This is a genomic window from Pseudoalteromonas sp. JB197 (assembly GCF_002332205.1).
GTDB lineage: Bacteria > Pseudomonadota > Gammaproteobacteria > Enterobacterales > Alteromonadaceae > Pseudoalteromonas > Pseudoalteromonas nigrifaciens.
The window spans coordinates 1,753,352-1,773,171 of the sequence record NZ_NRGZ01000001.1; the positions used below are offsets into that span (position 1 = coordinate 1,753,352).

Genomic DNA, 19,820 nt, shown 5'->3' on the forward strand with positions numbered 1-19,820 from the left:
AATGTTTGAACTTGCACTCGATCCAACAACCTGGGCTATTTTATGTGCCGTTGCACTTGCCGCAGGTTTTATTGACGCCATCGCCGGTGGCGGTGGTATGTTAACGGTTCCTGCTTTATTAACAGCAGGCTTACCACCGCATTTAACGCTTGGCACAAATAAATTAGCCGCCAGCTTTGGCTCTTTAACTGCAAGTTATACTTATTATAAAAAAGACTTATTTAATCCTAAGTTTTGGCTAGCCTCTATTTTTGCCACCGCCATTGGCGCATTAATAGGCACTTTAATAGTTGATCATTTAAGTATCGACTTCTTAAATAAATTATTACCTATAATTATAATTGTTGTAGCCTGCTATAGCTTGTTTGGTAGTTTAAGCACCACAGAGGAAAGTGAGCTACCTAAGCTTACGCAAACAATGAAAATAAAGCAGTGGTTGCAAGGTTTAAGCTTAGGTTTTTTTGATGGCTTAGCAGGACCAGGTACAGGCACCTTTTGGACCGCCTCAAACGGCATGCTATATAAAATGAACCTACTGCTAAATTGTGGTTTATCGCGTTCAATGAACTTTGTGTCTAACTTTATTTCACTTATTACTTTTGTAGCACTAGGCCATGTTAATTTTTTACTGGGTATTACTATGGGCTTTTTTATCATGCTAGGCGCATGGTTTGGCGCGCATTCAGCAATACGCTTTGGCAGTAAGTTTATTCGTCCAGTATTTAATACTATGGTTATATTATTAGCACTAAAACTTATTTACGAGGCTTACTTTTAATATGCACTCACCCGCTTTTGATAAACTACGCCAACAAGTTGCAACCTTAAAGCAGCAAGCCGAGCAATTTGATAAAGCCAAACTGTTTTCTAAAAACCGTTATATGCAAGCGCAACCAAGCTTATTTGACCGTGCTGTTTTTAGTACTAAAAGTATGAACCTAGCCGACTATGTAACCGAAATAGAAGACGAAGTATCGTCTTTACCACCAAGTGAGCATCGCCATGCATACACCTATGCACTTGAGCGTATAGCAACACAAGTACAAGCTGTTTTTAATGTTATTAAATCAACCCCTATTTGGATAAAAGAAAATAAAAGTCACTATAAACCACGCCCCAAACAAGCCGTTTATAAACAAGCAGTGCAACAAGTAATACAATCATCTCATGAGCTTTATGACGAACTTAAACAAAATCACGAGTTTGAACGCCGATTATTGTTAATGATTGAAGAGCGTAAAATGCAAATGGATAAAGCAACCCCGGCTAAAGCACAAAAGCTAAATATGGAAATATTAACAACGCATGCACGCTTAGGGCGCTGTAGAAAAGCGATTTCCGCCACCGAAGAAAAAATACAACGTGTAGAAAAACAACAACTTCGCTAAACACTTTAAGTATGTTTTACAATACCAATCAAGCCACTAACTAATTAACCGTTAATAAATAGCTGTAAAACTACACCCTCGATTTATACTGCACCTTGGTATAAACTCAATTAAATGGATTAAAAACGAGCGAGTGGAATATGCAATTACATGAAGATATACATAACTTTTATGAAAAATTTGTTTTAGAAGAAATAATTAATCGCAAACTTAATGAACAATATACTGATGATGTAATGGCCGATTTTTGCTGTACTGTTTTAAATCAACTGCCTTCTCGCTATATTCGCTCCGACGTAGATATGGCCTATTATTTATCACAAACAGAGCGTATGCATATGCAACAGCGGGTGCAAACAGCCATTGATGTAGCAATTAGCCAAATTGCAAAAAAGAAACCTCAGCATGAGCAATAATCTACAACAAGCACCAACCCATATAAAACTCGCAGTCGATTTAATTATGCTACTAGAGCAACACGACGTTGCTCCTGATGAAGTACTTAAAGCACTCGAAATAGTAAAAAGCGACTTCGAAAAAAAGCAGAGTAATAAGCTAGCTTTGTGATTTTTGAATTAACAGTAACAACTGCGCTGTGGCGGTTGCATCGGCAAGCGCTCGGTGATGGCTGGTTAAGTTTAAATTAAAGTGCTTTGACAAATTACCCAACGAGTACGACTTTAAGCCCGCAAAGGCTTTACGCGATTCCACCACAGTGCACAACTTGGGCATTTTAAAAGGCACCTTTGCCATTTCGCATTCTTTTTTAATAAACCCGTAGTCAAAGTTAACATTGTGCGCAACAAAAATGCTTCCCGCTAATTTAGCCATTAAAGGTTTTACTATATCTGCAAATACTGGCGCATTACTTACCATGCTATCGCTAATACCGGTTAACGACGTGATAAACCCTGGTATATGTCGCTGTGGGTTAACTAAAGTAGTCCATGTATCGATTACTTTGCCATGCTGTACTTTAACTAAGCCAATTTCGGTTATTTTGTTACCGCCTTTTAATGCGCCTGTCGTTTCTAAATCAACTACGCTGTAAATGCGGTTGGGATCTATAAACCATTTAACAACGGCTATATGTACCTCAAAACCACTGCTCTTTAAGTTATCTATAGTCGTTAATTGGTTGCGCCTTAGCTTGTCGCCTGGGGCTTTTACTTCTTCAAAATGTACTTTGCCGTTATGGATAACCATTAAGTCGGGGTAGCCGTCTTTTAGCTGTAAATAATGTTTACTCATATTAGTTAAGTGAGTAATTAACGCCTCAATTGGGCTATTTAAAATCAGCGCTTCTAGTGGTTGTAATAACTCGTTATGCCATTTAAATAAACCGTTAGGTTGATCAAAGTATTGCGCTGCATTTTTACATACTAATTTAAGTAATGCCTGAGGTGTTTGGCATTGTGCTAAGCGCTCATTTATTTGTGCTGGTTGCGCTGCATAAAAATTACCAAGCCTTAATACTTGCGGATAAATATCAAACTCATTGCATGGCGGATAAGGGGTATCAATAAATAATTCGTGCCAAAATACTAAACCAAACAAACTTTGCCACAATGTGTTTTCGGTATTAAATACCTGCATACCTTGGCCAGTGTAATAATCGTTTACGCCTTGCTCTACTTCACCTCGGTATAATTCGTCAATTTCGAGTACGCACTGAGTGTCAGCAAGCATAGTGCTTAAACGCGAACGCGTTTGCTTATTAAATTTACGCATTAAAAAGTCGTCAGCAAAATACAGTAAATCATCCGTTAGCGGATTTTCAATAATGGCTTCTAAGCGTGCTTTTACCCACTGTTTATTACCAAGCCTGTATTGCTCTCTTATTTGAATTTCGTGTGCTTCGCTATCATCAACACACCCTTCAAGTAAACTAAAAGCAAGTTCGCTATTGGTGTTTTTTAACTGTTTAAAAAGCTGTACTAATAACTTATTTTTAAGCGCAACAGCTATTGCACCATACGCAGCTTGCACTAGAACCTGCGGCGCTAAAGCAACGTAATCGTTCTCATCAGTTATATTTTTAAATGCTAATCGGTAACGGTTTAATAAATAGTTTGATTGCCCCTCGGCCTTCGTTTCAAAGCGCGATAAGCTCTCGCTATGCCCTTCACGCGTAGCGGTTAAACCTAAGTCTCGCATTACAAAACGGTTTTGATGATTCACATCACCACTGCTTAGTTTACCTGCAAATAAAAACTCAAAATACTCATAATAATCGCTGCGATTATTAATTACATACTGGCTATAAAGCGGTGCAAGCTCGTGCGGGCAGCTTTTAAAAAACTCACGGGCACTATCCACCAGCGCGCCTTTAGCGGCGCTCTTTTTATAGCTTATTTGTTCGTCGTAATTACTTAGTAACTCTAGTAAAGCAGGTTTGGTTAAGTGCGCCAAAAGCTGTGAATAATGCTGCTCGTTCGGCTCAAATAAAATACCTGCTTTTTTTAGCGTATAAATAGCCTGATGCGGCGAGATTATTTCTTCATAAGTGAGGGACTGCGCTTGTACTAAATAGGGTTTGCGCGAATAGACGCGCGCCAACATACACTGGCTTTGCTCATCAAGCTGATTAATTTTATTAATAAATTCGCTGTGCTTGGGCTCAAGTAAGTGCATACATTTACTTGTTACAAACTCAATAAGCTCTCTAAAATGCGCTAAATAGTATTTTGCTGGTAATTCTTTTTTCATAACATTGCCATGGCTGTATATAAAAACAGTATCTAGCATTTATGCTTATTATTCAATCTTAAAGTTGTAACCAGTAATGCTTTGAGTTATCAGGCGTTAATTAGGATTAGATTTAGCACCATTAATAGTGCTAATAATATTATTTCTTACGCTAATTATGATGCTGCAGCCCTTGCTGTGGACGCCAGTGCGCAGTGGATTGCTAACTTTGCAATTACTATGACCTTCCCTATTATGCTTGCCAATATAGGCCTTGCCGGTGCTTACGGATTTTATGCGTTATCGGCACTTATAAGCCTGTTTTTTGTTGTTAAATACATTAAAGAAACGCGCGGTAAAACGCTCGAATCTATGTGATTTTTAAAAGCGGTGATATTAGTCGCCGCTTTGCCTTTACATACAATAGCGCCATTTAATAATGGCGATTTAAATAACCTAAAGGTTAAATAGCAATCTATGCTCATTTATTTTAACTTTATGGTCATTGTTCTATTGCCTTTTATTATAAGTAATCTATTTAAATTCCTTTTTAGAATATCAAAAGTTAGCTATTGTCCGCCAATTGCAACTTTATGTGTCTACCAAAATGAAAAAACAGTTAATATCAGGCTTAGCTTTAACGTGCGCGTTGGGCTCATTTAGTACATTTGCTACGAATGGTTATTTTACTCACGGCTACGGCATGACCCACAAAGGTATGGCTGGCGCAGGTGTAGCGCTGTCAGAAGAGCTAATGTCTGGCGCTAATAATCCAGCAACCTTTTTACCAAACGGAACACAGCTATCTCTGGGCTTAGAGCTTTTTCTCCTGGGCGAAAATACACTGCATCAAAAGTAGATACTTTTTACCCTGGCGCATTTTATCTTGCAGCAAAAACACAAAAAAGCGACAACACCGTGTTTGCAATTCCAGAATTTGCTATTGGTCATCAATTAAATGAAAAAGTAAATATTACGGCGGTATGAATACCGAGTACAGCGCAGAGTCCGCTCCTGAAGGCACCTTTTACGCTGGTATGGCAGGCGTTGATTTAAAGCAACTCTTTATTAGCCCAACCTTAAGCTATAAGTTGAATGAACAAACACGCCTTGGTGTATCCCCCATTTACGTGGTGCAACAGTTTGAAGCACAAGGGCTTGAAAACTTTGCTCCTTTTTCGCAATCACCAGAAGCGCTTACTAATAATGGCACAGATACAAGTACAGGGTTTGGTGTTCAATTAGGTATAAGCCATGCAATTAACTCATCGCTTAGTTTAGGCGCAAGTTACCGCTCAGCAGTGTCGATGGAAGAGTTTGATAGCTATAAAGGTTTGTTTGCAGAGCAAGGCGGATTTGATCTGCCAAGTTCGTTTCAACTTGGTGCAGCTTATAAGCTTACACCCAGTAATCAGGTGGTATTTGATTGGCAAAAAATCAATTACAGCGAAGTAAAAAGTATTGCAAATCCAATCAATAACTTAATGTCAGCGCCTTTAGGAGCTAACGCCGGCGCTGGATTTGGCTGGAACGATATGACTATTTATAAGCTTGGTTATCAGTGGCAGCGTACACCGCAACAAAAGATTCGCTTTGGGGTGTCTTACACCGAGCAACCTATTCCTTCGTCCCAAGTTATATTAAATATTTTAGCGCCAGGCGTTCAAGAGTGGCATTTTACAACGGGCTTTAGCCATTCTTTTACCAACAAGGTACAATTAAACGCTATGGCTTTTTATTCGCCAGCAAAAAAAGTAACAGGTGCTAACTACTTAGCGCCGAATCAGCAAGTATCAATCGAAATGAAACAAACCGGTTTAGGTGTTTCTATTGTTTGGGAAATTTAAAAAATGGTAACAGAATTCACCCCAGTGTCGGCTGCAATAGGCGGTGCATTAATAGGTATAGCGTGTACGTTATTACTGGTTTTATACGGAAAAATTGCAGGCATCTCGGGCATTGTTAAGTCTGTATTTGCTAAAGCAAATTCGGGCTCTCGTTGGCAGTTATACTTTATTTTAGGGTTGTTGTTAGCAGGTGTAGCTGTAAGAGTATTTGCGCCTTTTTTATTAGAAGGCGAATTACAGTTGTCGCCTTGGCTTATTATTGTTGCGGGGCTTTTAGTTGGCGTAGGTACAACTTTAGCTAATGGATGTACAAGTGGCCATGGCGTGTGCGGCATGTCGCGTTTTTCTACCCGCTCTTGGGTTGCAACGTGTACATTTATGCTCGTCGCCATTATTACAGCAAACCTGGTAGGATAAATAATGAAAGCAATTATGATGGTTGTTATAGGCTTTATATTTGGCTTAGGGCTTATTATTAGCGGTATGACAAACCCCGCTAAAGTAATTAACTTTCTTACCTACGGGAACCAATGGGACGCAAGTTTAATTATAGTGATGGCTGTTGCCATGCTAATAATGATGCTTACGTGGTTATGGGTTGCAAAAAAAGAGAAGCCACTCCTTTCAGGATCATTTAACTTAAGTGATTTGAAAAAAGTTGATGCGCGCTTAATTACTGGCTCAATACTCTTTGGTTTAGGCTGGGGTTTAAGTGGCATATGCCCAGGCCCTGGCTTGGTTCAATTAGTGTCTTTTAAAGTGGAATTTTTGTTGTTTTTTGCGGCCGTGCTAGGCGGTATGTGGCTAACTAAAAAGCTTACTTAAGTTTGATTTTAAAGGCTGTTTAAGTAATCCATTAATACCAGGTGTTAATGGATTACTTAAAGGTAATTAGCCAGCACTTATTATCCGAATTTAGGCCTTTTAATACTCAAGACTAAGTGGCTAATTAATTGTGTAGAGTAGCGCTAAAAAAACGCCCCTAAAAGGAGCGTTTAATTAAACCCAAAACAGATTAACTGTATGGATTGGTGCAATTTGGGATTACATTTATTAGGCTTTTTTCATACTGCCTTGCTCTTCAAGGCGAATATGCCAGCTAAACGCTTCTTCTAGTAAATGAGGTGTGTGTCCGCCTCGCTTACAAGCGCGCTCATAGTAATCTAGCATGGCGTCACGGTAATCTGGGTGCACACAGTGCTTAATAACTTGTACAGCACGTTCACGTGGCGCTAAGCCGCGTAAATCAGCTAAGCCTTGCTCGGTTACTAATATATCAACGTCATGTTCGTTATGGTCAACGTGGCTTACCATAGGTACTACACTCGAAATAGCGCCATCTTTAGCAATCGACTTAGTAACAAATATCGCTAAATGCGCATTACGTGCAAAGTCACCCGAGCCGCCAATACCATTCATCATACGAGTACCACAAACGTGAGTTGAGTTTACGTTACCGTACATATCAAACTCAAGCGCAGTATTAATTGCCACTATGCCTAAACGACGTACTATTTCAGGGTGATTCGACACTTCTTGCGGACGTAACACTAACTTATCTTTATATTCTGATAGGTTATTAAATACTTTTGCATTACAACGCTCTGATAAAACAATTGAACTGCCTGAAGCAAATTTAAGTTTACCGGCATCAATTAAATCAAAGGTCGAATCTTGTAATACTTCTGAGTACATTGTTAAATCTTCAAAATCAGAATCTAACAATCCCATCATTACCGCGTTAGCAATATTACCAATACCTGCTTGTAATGGCCCTAGGTTTTCTGCCATACGCTTTTGTGCTACTTCTTCTTTAAAAAAGCTCACTAAGTGGCTGGCAATAGCCGCTGTATCTACGTCAGGGTCGGTAACTGTTGAAAACGAATCGCTCTGATTAGTAAAAACAATGCCAACAATTTTAGCAGGATCAATTGGAATAGCCGTGCTACCAATACGATCATCTACTTTAGTTAAAGGAATTGGTTGGCGCACAGGGCGATACGAAGGAATATATATGTCATGCAAGCCTTCAAGTTCAGGGCTGTGCAACATATTTATTTCAATAATCACTTCTTTAGCAAAAATAGCAAAGCTTGCAGAGTTTCCTACCGAAGTAGTAGGCACAATATGGCCTTCTTCAGTAATGGCTACCGCTTCAATAACCGCCACATCAGGCATAGTTAATTGATGATTACGCAACTGCTCAACGGTTTCTGATAAATGCTGATCAATAAACATTACTTCGCCGTTATTAATCGCTTTACGTAATGTGCTATCTACTTGAAAAGGCATACGGCGGGCTAGCACACCCGCTTCTGTAAGTAGTTTATCTAAATCATTACCTAACGACGCACCGGTCATTAGGTTTATTTTCATTGGGTTATTTTTAACACGCTCAACCAGTGCTCTTGGCACGGCTTTAGCTTCACCAGCACGAGTAAAGCCACTCATGCCTACTGTCATTCCATCTTTAATAAATTGGCTAGCTTGTTCTGCTGACATTACTTTTTGGTGCAGATTGCTATTGCGGATACGTTCTAACTGCATACTACTGAGCCCCTTTTTAATTTGGCGTTATTTTAAGTATTACAGCGCACTTCGCAATCTAGACTTAGGTCGCATTTACTAAATTAAGTTACGTAAACACAGAATAAAGTGCCTTGGTGGTAGCAATCTACTTTAATGTACGAACATTTATATAAATTTAATATGCTGATATAGCGTAAGTTTTAAGTGAGTATTTAAAGTATGGGATTAAAATTGGAAAAAAGTAGAATAATGAGAGAGAAATAAATTGAATATAATTGTAGTTTATAAAGTGGCTTAATTATAAGTAATTAGTTTATACACCCAATGTCGTTTGAAGTATAAGGTGACACAGAATTCTGAACGCCCTCTAGCTTTATGATGCGAGATTTCTTTAGAGTAATTTTTTTACTAATATCCTTGTCTTCTCAACGTCAAATGCTCTAGCGGCATATCCTTGTGTGAGTAAATTTTGTGATAAATATTCATCAAACTTATCAATGGCCTTTTCTGAGATAACTTCAGCTAAATCAATTGCTGATATTGTTTCGTTATTTTGAAAGCTTTTAAGCGCATCAATAACATCTTCTACTAAAGCATTTTCAACCTCTATCACCCCTGCAAATGCGCCAGCACCAAAACCTTTGTTAATAAGTACAGCAACAAGTGTATTTAAAACTTTATCTCCGGCCCAAGGCAGAATAACTACTATATTGCCATGCTGTATAAAATGCGTACTATCAAGTTTTGCTGTTTGAAAAAAACCTGCTGCTTCTTTGAAAAGTGATTGAGCAACCTCATCACCAAACTCAATTTTTTGTTCGCCAACTTGAATTCTGTAATCTCCTTCTCTCAATATTGTCAGCATCTCTTGCCTTACTACATCATGTACAGCCATCCCTGTACCACCGAACTTAGGTGGTTTCCCGCCTTTTGCATGCTGTACTGAAATCACTTTTTTGTCAGCATCAACCAACTCAACAACCCAACGCTTGCCAGCAAATATAATATGTTGCCCTTCTAAAATTAGGCTGTCTATGGGCAATGTCCCTAGTGTTTTACTACCAGTCACTATTCTAAATTCTTCAGGGGTTTTAAACACCGCATAAAACGTATAATGATTTGTTACTTTTTCACCCATGTGGCCTAAAACAAGTTCACCACTCCCTAACTGAGTAATAAGCTCTACTTTTCCCATGTGAGACAGCAAACCTTTAAAGTGGGTAATACTAACCTGCTGAAACGGCCCATCTTTGCACAGTAATACGTAGATTTGATCTGCTCTTATACCACCCCATTGCGCGATGAGCGCTAAGACTTGATGTAGTAATGTCGAAAAGTGATAAAGCGAAGTGTCTGCGGGTTCGTACCACTTGCTTGCAACCAGTAACCGTATCATCGCCAGCGATTGAACTAATTCAAGCCGAAGTTTATCTGCAATATTTGATTGCTCTGTAAGGTCGGCCTCTGTTATCAGCATTCGCAAAACACTAGCGCCACCACGCCTGCCTGAACGACCCATTCGCTGCCGTAAGCTTGCAATAGAATGTGGCGCAGTAACTTGCACAACAGAGTTAACTTTACCTATATCAATGCCTAACTCCAAAGTCATAGTACATATTGCTGTTGTTGGAATTTGATCTTGCTGAAGCCGAGCTTCAAGTGTTTCTCGCATTTCTTTGGCTAACGAGCCGTGATGTGGAAAAAACTCGTTAGGCACAATGTTGCTCTCACACATCTCTGCAAGAGTAGTTGCAATGCTTTCGGTGCGGCTTCTGCTGTTGGCAAATACTAGGTGGTTTCCACCACGGCAAAGGCCATATAAATCGTTACATACTCTTTGCTCCGCAGTAAGCGTCTCATCTGTTACTACAGCGCTTTCAATGTATCCTTTCACTTGCATTTTTAACGATGATGAAGACTGCGTTTGCTTTATTATTTTACAAGGTAGTGATTTATTTGGTCTTAAAGATGCTGGGACACTTTCTAGGTCACCTAAAGTGGCACTTAAAGCCGTTCTGGGTATTGGCGAGTTTACGCGGCCAAGCAGATGCTCTAAGCGGTGCAGTAAACTCAACAAGTGATGGCCACGCTCAGTACCAATAAATGCGTGAAATTCGTCTATAACTATATGCTTTAAATTCTGAAAAGCAGATTTTACCCAACCACTGTCTCTTATTAATAATGACTCTAGGGACTCAGGCGTTATTAACACCATGCCGGATGGATTTCGTTTCAGCTTATTTTTTCGACCTTGCGAGCTATCACCATGCCAAGGTGTAACTTGTATGCCTAATAAATCTGACAAGCTTTCGAGTCTTCGGTCTTGATCGTTTATTAACGCCTTTAGCGGGCTGATATATAAAATGCCCACACCGCTTACTTCATCTGCGATACTACTTATTGCAGGTAAAAAAAATGCTTCCGTTTTACCTGCGGCAGTAGAGGCACTAATAAGCACATCAGTATTGCCTGAGAGGATAGGATCAATTGCTAAACATTGTATCTCTCTAAGTCGATCCCAACCTTGTTTAAAAATCCACTGCTGAATGCGAAAATCGAGCTTTTCGTGTGCGTTGATCATAATTTAAAGTCAGCTAGCTCATCGTCTTCAGATTCAATATCTAACTCTACATCGGAAGGTTTTTCCTGTGCTATATTAACATTTTCTATTAAGCTGTCCCACGAAATGTTTGGATTTTGATCAATCACGGCAAGCATATCTAAAAACGCTTTGATCGTATTTCTTGGTGTTCTGAAGTAAGCGTCTCCAATTGTTTTACTGCAATGGACTAAAAATGCTTTTAGGGACTCGTCAGGCACTAAATATAACGATTCATCCCCTGATGCGAAAACATGTCTAAGGTTTTTAAGTAATATGAATAACTCTTCTGGCGTTAAACTTGCCAAATGTAATGCTGGAGATGAGTAATCAATAACACCAGCTTGTTTTGCAAATGTATTGCCAGCTAAGCGAGATTGCAGCGCTTCATAACTATATAAGCCTTTTCTTGGATCAAGTAAAAACTCAGGTGTACCACCCAGTAAAAACCCTAAGTACTCAGCCGATCCTTGTAAGCAGTCGTTGAGTATTCTTAGAATTTGCTCGTAATTTGATAATCGTGCTTGGGTGCTATTGAGTTTGTATAAATTTACCATTTCATCGAGGTTAACTAATAACCCTTCGTAGCCAGCTTGCCTTACAAATAAGCTCATAAGCTTTAGAGAGTCATAAAACGATGCATCTGAAATAATACTTCTGATACCAAGATCTTTGCGAGCATCTGTTTTTGTAGCATATTCTGCTCTTAACCATTTTACAGCGTTGTTTTTAAGTTGCTCGTTATCTGTTTCATGGCCTGTCCAGTATGCTTCGATAACTTTTGCAAAGTCGTAACCACCTACAAGCTCAGAGAGTGACGCGAGCCTTTCGTGGATCACTGTGGTTATTTCCTTGCTTGTATTATCAGCTTCTTTTCGTGCTTCGGTAATAAACTTTTCAACCACACTGGTCAATGCATTACCATCAGGCTTATTACGAGTAGACATGTTTCTCATTAACTCAGAATACAAGTTTCTGGCTTGTCCTGATGATGCATGAATACGACGGTCGGGAGATAAATCCGCATTAACAGTAACTAGCTTTCGCTCTAATGCTATCGCTCTTACAACACTTAAAAAGAATGTTTTACCTGATCCATATTCACCAATAATTAACCGAAAAGCAGAGCCGCCCTCTGTCACTCTGTCGATATCTTTAATGAGCGCCTTAAGTTCATTACCACGGCCTACTTGTATATGCTGTATGCCGACTTTTGGGGTAACACCCGATTTAAGAGACTGTATAATTGCATCGCGCTCTTTTGCTCTAATTTTTTTTGCTGCCATTGTTATAACTCCCTTATCTCTTCGACTATTTCTTCATCAATGTATATATCACCATCGTCTTCGATTACTGGTGCATCCACTAAATCAAATGACCAGTCATTGATGGTTTCTATAGCACCATCGACCATTAATTTTAGCTCACTACACATTTGGGCTACCTCTTCGCGACCCCATTGCGCTTTAGCACATAGCTTTTCAAACAACTGGCTATGAGCCAGATCTAATCCATCAACTTCGTTTGTCAGCTCTGAGACTTCAATATAATCGCTTTCATCTTCACCTGAGATAAAGATCTGTTCCAACATATTTTTTGCTTCTGTTGTTTGGCTTTCATGAAGGGCTAATATTGTTTCATCTAAGCTAAATTCTGATGAGTTTTGATTACTTAGTGCTGGTTGGTGACTACTTGTAGTAAGCTGATGAATATCACTCGTAACAGACTCTTTATTCAACCCTAAATTTGTGTAGAGTTTTTCGATTTGCTTTACTTCTTTGTTATCAACATTGCCATCAGCGAGCGCAATAGACAGAATAAACCGTTTCACAAATTCTATTTCTTTTACACCTAAATTATTAAGTCTATTTTTTAACCCCGTATTATCTGATGGTGTAACTAATCGCCATGTAAGATAAGCCTTTAGAGATCGCTTTTCTGTATCCGTTAATTTTTCATCATGAGCAATTAGCTTTTCTAACTCTGAACTTTCTGACTCATCTACAATTCCATCTATATTTGCAACCATAGCACCTAAGCGCAGTGCGACACCGACTTGATTAAACGCATAGCTAGGGACGAACTCTTCCCCATGACCTGGATAAAATAATATAAGTTTGCCATCTAATTTAGGTTTTGTATGGTGATAACGTAAGTCAGGCGCAATACCAATATCAGCAAAGTTAGCTAAGTTATAAATGAGCTCACCTTCTTTCTTATTTATCGCTTTTGGTGCTGGTAAGTCTGTTTGCAACCAAAAATCAGCTACATTTGTTACCCCATCATGTTCTAAAATGATAGTTTGGGCCCACGTTTTAAACTTTTCGATTAATGGTGATGGTTGGCTATTAGCGATGGCACGAGGCAACAGTATTAATGCAGCTAAATCATCTTTGCTTGTATTAGTCTTAGCTAAATAACGGCTATAGCTAGCTAGTTCCTCAGTGACCATATCTGCTATTGGAATAAGCTTTTTTATAGGTGCTTTTAATATGCTCGGGTCAGGCAAACCGTCGAGTAAAATTTTAACGCTAGGGATGCCACCACTGGCAGCAAAGTACTCAGCGTTTAATTTAGTTTTATTTACTTTTACTTGCATCCCTTCTGGGAATTTTTGCTTGTAGTAAAGTTTGAAAAGTGAATCAAACTCTACATCGCAGCGTCTAGCTGCTGTTTTTAGATTGTATTGGTCTGTATTTTTAATCCACTCAAGTGCTAGTTCATCACTCACTCTTTCTGTGGCAACAACTTGCTCTGAAAGACGTAATTTAAAAAGTAGTGAATGACGCGTCTTCGGTAATATATGTTTTTTACTTTTAAATAATTCAGGTTTAAGTAAATACATAAATTCCAAAAAGTTTGCTGAGTAACCAGCAAAAGAACGATTTGAAATAAACACCTTGTGCAAACGCAGTACTTCATAAAAAATGTCTTCAAATTGTTCATCTCCAACTTTATCAACTTGACCATTTTCAATAACAAATCTTTCAAGTCCATAAAAGTACAAAAACACGAATCCTACTGGGGTATTGGCCGCGCTTCTGTCGGTTGCTAACCAGTCAAGGTAGGCTCCTCTACACTGTCTAGAAAGCCTGTTATAACTCGGCCAGTAACCAAGTGAATCATCTGTATAATAACCTAGCTGATGCCCCAAAGGGGTTGATGCGGGTAAAATTGGGTTTAATAATGCAGGCTCAGAGTCATAACCTCGAAGAGACTCCATTTTTTCACCTAAGTAAATAAATCCTCTTAGCTTGCGCTTGTGTATAATAGTTTCTTTCTTCTTATCAAGCCATTGGGCTTTTCTTGTACTTTTAATGTTTGCATTTTGAGGTTCTGTGCTCTCAAAAATATTAAATGTAGCAAAATCGTCCTCAGAATGTGTTGCACTATGGGCACTCTCTATAATTGGCGTAGGTTTATTAACAGCAGTGGTGTGAGTTTTTGGATTAGTCTGCTTTGCTGTGGTTAATTCAGTAGCTTGTTCGTGTAACTCAACACTAACTGATGCTTTTGTAGTTGTAATAGGAGCTATCGAGCTAGTTACGTCACTCGAAGGTCTAGATAAAGAAGGCTTAGATAAAGAATGTTTAGAAGCAGCCGCATCACGAGTTTCTTTTATATTTTGACTCGGGTTACCTAGCACTCTAGGCTTTGTTTTTTTTGAATCTGAGCGTGAACTTGTAATTAACCAAATTATCAATATAACAACTGCAATTATAAAAACGAATTCCATGCAACATCCCTTTAAAAATGGTTGGCACCATTTTGTTATTTAAAACTCCATCTACTACTAACATACCACTAAAAAATTCATAAATGTATAGTACTGTTGCTAAGTAATTTCAATTATTCTTAAGCAAACAATAAAACCGTCTTTAATAAAGCTTACTATGTATAGCAATTCAAACTGTTACTCGGGATTAACTTGATCACCCGTAGTAAAATGTCAAACTTACAAAATTCAAAGGCTAAACTGAACTTGGTTCATAATTAAAAAGTTGCCGCAGGTGGAGTACCAGCAAGAATTAAAGGCTCAAAACATGTAATACATAAAATACTACCTAACCCTTCAGGCTCTCTCAAAAAACGTCTAAGCTTGAATAGTTTTGCTTCATCTAAAGATAGAATTTTATTAGAGGTGTAGTTTTTCCCTCATCAGGTAAAAACACTTTGGAAACTGTAGACATAAATTAAGCTTTTAATTCCATTTAAATGATCATACTTAAGAAAGCTAATTTAAAAATCAGAATATGGTTAAGCAAGCTTTAATAGCTTTATTTAAAAAGTATATGTTTATGAAGTATATTAAATTAAATTTGTAACACCCAATGTTGTTTGAAGCATAAACTGGCATAAGAACATACCTTTTTACTGGGCTACAGCGTAGCAATTGAAGTGTAAGTTGGCATAATATTGAAGCTTATAATGGCATAAAGTTACCAAATACAGGCTTTATGAAGCCAACCACATAAAAATACTGCCAAGTTTAATTGGCTGCTATGTGCCATTTCCGGACGTTTGTAACGCCGGTTACAACCTTGTTAAGTGAATTAAAGCTGGTTGTCTTGCCAGTACGAGCTGTAATGCAAAGGTAATTCAACAGGATGCTTTTCACCACTTTCACGATAAAGCTTAAGCCTCTCTTTAAATGAGACTAATTTTCTACCATTAAATGATGAGATGTCGTAAAATTGTCGTCCTTTGTTGATGAAATCTAAAGTAATTTCGTATTGGAAGCGCCACCATAAAAGCAACGCTCCTACTTCGGTAATTGTACTTCTTTTTAGGTAAACCCACGCGGACGCTCTAACATCTCTTTCTGCCATCAGGCTGTATGGGTTGTTAAATCCTGCAAGCTTGTCGATTATCATATACACCTAACGCCGCATTAAGCGGACAAAAGTAGCGGGTTAAAATGTGTAGCGAAGCGAAACGTAACCCACTGTTTTTGTTCCGTTTAAATTCCTTGTTATATACTTTTGATGCCTGACATTTCTGCAATGAAAATATTTAATTTATTTTGCAGTTCTTTATATGAATCTAATGAAGCATCATAAGCTTCATAATTATTTATTGCGTCATGATCTACTGCCTCAGATATTTTTTTATTTTGTGCTTTGCAAGACTCAAGGCTATCAATTAATTCTTTATCCATTAATGTACGATATACATTTAATACTTGCTCTTGGTTATTATTAAAATTTTCATAAACACCATCTTTGGGTTCACGAATGCTAGGTGACTCATTAATGCCTTGATTACGATAACACTCAAGCTCAGAATAATATTCCGAAGCATGAATTACCAAAGAAAGAGAATGAGCCAAATTTAACAGAGCATCTTTATTAATATCCCAAATTCGATCTTTTCTTTGCTTTCTTGTTGAATCAAGATGGATTATCGTTGCAACAACTGTTGCTGCGGCAATTACAACATTAGTCATAAGAGCTAAGTCGAATTCAAACTTAAAAATTAGAAATCCTACTAATAAAACAAAAGCTCCTGAAATGGCCCCTAAGATAAATACAAGCACACACTCTCCTAAATATATAACAATTTAATGGTGCGCTCATCGCTGCCGACGCCACACTCATTTATCTACCTTATATAGTTTTAACAAATAACCTAAGGTATTACTATAGCTGAGTTTTCTATAACTTTAAGTAAAGTTAAATGAAACAAAATGCGCGTGACGCTCGTTTGCTTGAATATATGCGCGAACAACACAGTTAGCAAATCAATTAACTGTTGTATTAAGCCAACCTCAATGACCGGTTCTCGCTCACAGCCGAACTTCGCAAAAGTGCCAATTGCGGACATTAAGATGTAACTCGTTTCTGCCCCATTCTAAGCTAGAACTGTGCTGTGCCTCATTTTTATACATAGTTATTTTATTTATCATGCCACAAAGTGCCTATGGATTTATGGTGATTCAGTCCTTAGACTCTATCTTATCTAGCGCTTCTATCAGAACCTTCGCGGTCTTAGCATCATCGTTATCAAGAGCTTCTTTAATCTGAGACTTCAGTGCAGTAATCGCAGCATTGTCGTTTTCGATTGTGGTACGAACGCTCTGTCGAATCGCTTCTTCTTTGGCAATCTTACTAACCTTGTTTTTCTCAAGCTTATCAGACACTTCTTTGCGCGTTTTACTCAGCTTATTCGCAGCTGGCTTTAACACGTACCTCCAAGTCGCATAACTTCCACCAAGAACCGCTATGGCAATCATGAGCAGTATTAGTGCAAGTCTTTGGTTCTGCGCATCATACTTAGCATTGAACTCGGCTTTAGCGTCATCATGAATAGCGTTGTAGGCATCACGGTATCCAAGCAAACGAACTGACTTATCAATTGAATATGTTTGGTCGTTCTTAAACAGACTTTTAGGAACCTTAACTTGCTTAAGACCATCCAGTTTAATTAGCTTGTCATCGGATATTTGACCATACCCATTCACCCTAACAACAGGATCGGACTTCTGAAATAGCGAGCGAATAAACTTATTCTCTGTCCTTTGACTCGACCTATTCCAAGAACTGTTAGACCTGACACTCGTTTCACCATTGCTAACTGTAACGGTATAGCTATGACCAAAGCGCGTTCTTGAGTCATTTGCCATAGTGCTGCGAACATAGGCAGAGTTGTTGCAGTAGCTTTCCTTGTAAGAAACGAAAATGCCCTCGTCCCTTTTAGGGTCACAGTATCTAGATAAAGTGAATGTCGTATCCTTATCTATTTTCCAGCTGTAGGACAATAGATAATTCTGTTCTGCGGGTATATCGATAACTTCAGTTTTAGCCATTGCCAATGCTGGTACTAACAATAACAGCGAAGCAAGTTTGGTCTTATGGGGCGTCATTTCCTGTACATCTTTTGGAGCGGTTAGAGTGACACATAGCATACAAGAAAGAGGGACTTTTTAATACCTGAAGTAATTCATGCATTAATACATTAGTAAAGTCACTAGTAAAATTTTGTCCAAAAACGAGTTTACTCGACCGTCTGCTATTCGCTCTTTGCCGAAGTTCGGCTCAGTGCAATAAGCGGACTGTAACAATAAAGTTGTAGAATAACCCCAAAATAAGCTCTTGAAGTTAATGGAGCCCATATAAAAGCCAACTTTTTTATCCTTGTTTAGTTTCTCGTTAGATTTTTACTCACCTACATGTATTTTTAGCAAAGCTTCACTGCCATCTAAGTTTTTAACTAGTAATAGTAATATTTCACCTGTTTCTTTATCCATAAGCTTTTTAGCTTTATCTGCTGGGCAGCCCGGGATTTTGCAACCATCAAGTTCGATAACTAATTGACCAACTTTAACTCCAGCTTTTTCTGCAGGAGATCCAGAATGAACTTCATCAATTTTAAACTCGGTTATTTCAGGACTAAAAAACCCATCAACAGACACACCGACGGCAATCCCAACTTTCCCTTTGGCGAAAGCTACAAATGGAAAAAACAAACAAATTAATAGAACCTTCCTAGTTAAATTCAAAAACCTTACTCCTTTAAAAAATTAACCGCCGTTTTAAGCGGTTTGTAATTATTTGCTAAAATATGAAACGACGTGGAACCGACAAAACTGTTAGAGGCCCGACTTGAAAAACCTTATACACGTATTGCTAATTAGTGAATTTTGTTTCTTAATTTCGTTAGCATTTTTATTTGTTTCTGCAACTGCTAAGTCAATTTTAGCTTTGGTACATTTATCAGACAGCTCTTTACTTACAAGGTAATTCTGATCTTTTTGATACTGAGCCATACCTTCTAAACCGTTATATTGATCTCTATCTTCAAGTATTTTATCTTTTTGGTATGGTGCTGGTTGGGTTGCACCACAAGCTGATAACAAAACGATCAGAGAAATTGGAATTAATTTATTGAACAATACCCTTACTCCATGTGTATAATTTAATAGCACGCGAATAGCGCATTTCTCTGCTATAGGCACGATAATATCTACATAGTTTTACCAAATTACCTAAGATATTACTATCTCTAAGTTTCTATCGCCTACAAAAAAGCTGAGTCAACAATATACGCTTTTCCTCATTTCATGAATATATGAGTAAAAAACAGTTTGACCAATCAATTAACTCTTACATTTAGCCACTCTCAATGTCCGCTTCTCGCTCTAACCCGACTATCAGCTTAATAGTAGAAGTGCTATTATTAAATATAACTTTCCTGACTTTGAGGTATGTATGCCTAGTGATATGCAACCTAGCACTAATCATAAATTTGTAGATATACTCAGCAATGGAAAAGTTAATTTAAGCTCAAACCCTTTAGATGAAATTGAATTAATTCAGCGTGGTTTAGATATAAAGAGTGTTGAGAAGTTTAGGCTTCAGTTAGGTTGGGATATTCAATCCTTTGCTAAAGCAATTGGTACAAATATTAGAACTTTGAAACGTCATAAAAAAGAGTACACACGCTTAAATGCAACTTTGAGTGAAAATACCTTTGAGTTAGCTCATCTAGCATCAGCTTGTATTGATTACTTTGAAAATATTGAACGATGGAATAAATGGCTAAATACGTACTCCTTACAATTTAGCTCTAAAGCACCTTTGATGTTTGTAAATACTATTGCAGGAAGAAGGCTAATTAAGAACGTTGTTAATAGCCTTAAATACGGTTATAACGCTTAAAAAGACCCCAGCGTTTGCTGGGGACTTTCTATTTAACCTCTGCCTTTTCGGCAGTAAAAAGTCACAATTTGTGGTTATTCACTTCCCGGCCTAACTTCAGCTGCCTACTCGG

At 38.2% G+C, this 19,820-nt stretch carries 19 protein-coding genes, 1 pseudogene and 1 CRISPR repeat array (1 of these 21 cut by a window edge); of the genes and pseudogenes, 10 read left to right on the top strand and 10 right to left on the bottom strand.

The window, feature by feature from the left end:
* Position 1: 1 nt before the first annotated feature.
* From CIK86_RS08290 to CIK86_RS08305, 4 genes are all read left to right on the top strand, one after another.
* Positions 2 to 778: a TSUP family transporter gene (locus tag CIK86_RS08290; RefSeq protein ID WP_086999296.1), complete on the top strand. Its 777-nt coding sequence runs from the start codon at positions 2 to 4 to the stop codon at positions 776 to 778.
* 1 nt (position 779) lies between these two features.
* Positions 780 to 1,388: a primosomal replication protein gene (locus CIK86_RS08295; RefSeq protein WP_086999300.1), complete on the top strand. Its 609-nt coding sequence runs from the start codon at positions 780 to 782 to the stop codon at positions 1,386 to 1,388.
* Between the two features lie 140 nt (positions 1,389 to 1,528).
* Entirely contained in the window at positions 1,529 to 1,804 is a 276-nt protein-coding gene (locus CIK86_RS08300; RefSeq protein ID WP_058373746.1) for a late competence development ComFB family protein, read from the top strand.
* The gene (locus tag CIK86_RS08305) at positions 1,794 to 1,955 is read left to right on the top strand and encodes a YbaM family protein (protein WP_086999303.1); all 162 of its coding nucleotides are present in this window, start codon (positions 1,794 to 1,796) and stop codon (positions 1,953 to 1,955) included. Before CIK86_RS08300 ends, CIK86_RS08305 begins: the two co-directional genes overlap by 11 nt.
* Here the strand turns inward: CIK86_RS08305 and CIK86_RS08310 are convergent.
* On the bottom strand, positions 1,944 to 4,136 hold the full coding sequence (locus tag CIK86_RS08310; protein WP_086999306.1) for an exonuclease domain-containing protein: 2,193 nt from the start codon (positions 4,134 to 4,136) through the stop codon (positions 1,944 to 1,946). The two genes, CIK86_RS08305 and CIK86_RS08310, sit on opposite strands and share 12 nt — an antisense overlap.
* A 126-nt stretch (positions 4,137 to 4,262) precedes the next feature.
* On the opposite strand from CIK86_RS08310, the pseudogene CIK86_RS08315 reads away from it, so the two are divergent.
* The 5 genes and pseudogenes from CIK86_RS08315 to CIK86_RS08330 all read left to right on the top strand — a co-directional run.
* Positions 4,263 to 4,454, top strand: a pseudogene (locus CIK86_RS08315) (MFS transporter); the annotation flags it as partial.
* A 229-nt stretch (positions 4,455 to 4,683) separates the two neighbouring features.
* Positions 4,684 to 4,935: a hypothetical protein gene (locus CIK86_RS19380; RefSeq protein ID WP_244181034.1), complete on the top strand. Its 252-nt coding sequence runs from the start codon at positions 4,684 to 4,686 to the stop codon at positions 4,933 to 4,935.
* Between the two features lie 124 nt (positions 4,936 to 5,059).
* A complete protein-coding gene (locus tag CIK86_RS08320; protein ID WP_254910782.1) occupies positions 5,060 to 5,923 on the top strand; it encodes an outer membrane protein transport protein in 864 nt (287 codons plus the stop codon).
* Between the two features lie 3 nt (positions 5,924 to 5,926).
* A complete protein-coding gene (locus CIK86_RS08325; protein WP_086999309.1) occupies positions 5,927 to 6,340 on the top strand; it encodes a YeeE/YedE thiosulfate transporter family protein in 414 nt (137 codons plus the stop codon).
* A gap of 3 nt (positions 6,341 to 6,343) precedes the next feature.
* The gene (locus tag CIK86_RS08330) at positions 6,344 to 6,748 is read left to right on the top strand and encodes a DUF6691 family protein (RefSeq protein ID WP_011328659.1); all 405 of its coding nucleotides are present in this window, start codon (positions 6,344 to 6,346) and stop codon (positions 6,746 to 6,748) included.
* A 228-nt stretch (positions 6,749 to 6,976) separates the two neighbouring features.
* On the opposite strand, the gene CIK86_RS08335 is transcribed toward CIK86_RS08330, so the two are convergent.
* The 9 genes from CIK86_RS08335 to CIK86_RS08380 form a co-directional block, all read right to left on the bottom strand.
* Positions 6,977 to 8,470 (bottom strand): acetyl-CoA hydrolase/transferase family protein, encoded by a 1,494-nt coding sequence (locus CIK86_RS08335; RefSeq protein WP_086999312.1) that lies wholly within the window; start codon positions 8,468 to 8,470, stop codon positions 6,977 to 6,979.
* 373 nt (positions 8,471 to 8,843) lie between these two features.
* Positions 8,844 to 11,033, bottom strand: a complete 2,190-nt coding sequence (locus CIK86_RS08340) for a DEAD/DEAH box helicase (RefSeq protein ID WP_086999315.1) — start codon at positions 11,031 to 11,033, stop codon at positions 8,844 to 8,846.
* Positions 11,030 to 12,337 (bottom strand): ATP-binding protein, encoded by a 1,308-nt coding sequence (locus CIK86_RS08345; RefSeq protein WP_086999318.1) that lies wholly within the window; start codon positions 12,335 to 12,337, stop codon positions 11,030 to 11,032. Before CIK86_RS08345 ends, CIK86_RS08340 begins: the two co-directional genes overlap by 4 nt.
* 2 nt (positions 12,338 to 12,339) lie before the next feature.
* Complete coding sequence (locus CIK86_RS08350; RefSeq protein WP_086999321.1) at positions 12,340 to 14,787, bottom strand: TerB N-terminal domain-containing protein; 2,448 nt, start codon at positions 14,785 to 14,787, stop codon at positions 12,340 to 12,342.
* Between the two features lie 817 nt (positions 14,788 to 15,604).
* Positions 15,605 to 15,925 (bottom strand): hypothetical protein, encoded by a 321-nt coding sequence (locus tag CIK86_RS08355; RefSeq protein WP_086999325.1) that lies wholly within the window; start codon positions 15,923 to 15,925, stop codon positions 15,605 to 15,607.
* Positions 15,926 to 16,023: 98 nt separating this feature from the next.
* Positions 16,024 to 16,587, bottom strand: a complete 564-nt coding sequence (locus tag CIK86_RS08360; protein WP_086999328.1) for a hypothetical protein — start codon at positions 16,585 to 16,587, stop codon at positions 16,024 to 16,026.
* 399 nt (positions 16,588 to 16,986) lie between these two features.
* Positions 16,987 to 17,856 (bottom strand): hypothetical protein, encoded by an 870-nt coding sequence (locus tag CIK86_RS08370; protein ID WP_140391205.1) that lies wholly within the window; start codon positions 17,854 to 17,856, stop codon positions 16,987 to 16,989.
* 351 nt (positions 17,857 to 18,207) lie between these two features.
* Positions 18,208 to 18,549, bottom strand: a complete 342-nt coding sequence (locus tag CIK86_RS08375; RefSeq protein WP_051385864.1) for a PDZ domain-containing protein — start codon at positions 18,547 to 18,549, stop codon at positions 18,208 to 18,210.
* Between the two features lie 90 nt (positions 18,550 to 18,639).
* Complete coding sequence (locus CIK86_RS08380; protein ID WP_024601566.1) at positions 18,640 to 18,942, bottom strand: hypothetical protein; 303 nt, start codon at positions 18,940 to 18,942, stop codon at positions 18,640 to 18,642.
* A 316-nt stretch (positions 18,943 to 19,258) separates the two neighbouring features.
* On the opposite strand from CIK86_RS08380, the gene CIK86_RS08385 reads away from it, so the two are divergent.
* Complete coding sequence (locus CIK86_RS08385; protein ID WP_086999337.1) at positions 19,259 to 19,708, top strand: antitoxin Xre/MbcA/ParS toxin-binding domain-containing protein; 450 nt, start codon at positions 19,259 to 19,261, stop codon at positions 19,706 to 19,708.
* Between the two features lie 92 nt (positions 19,709 to 19,800).
* A CRISPR array of direct repeats spans positions 19,801 to 19,820; the repeat unit is 29 nt (it continues 190 nt past the right edge of the window).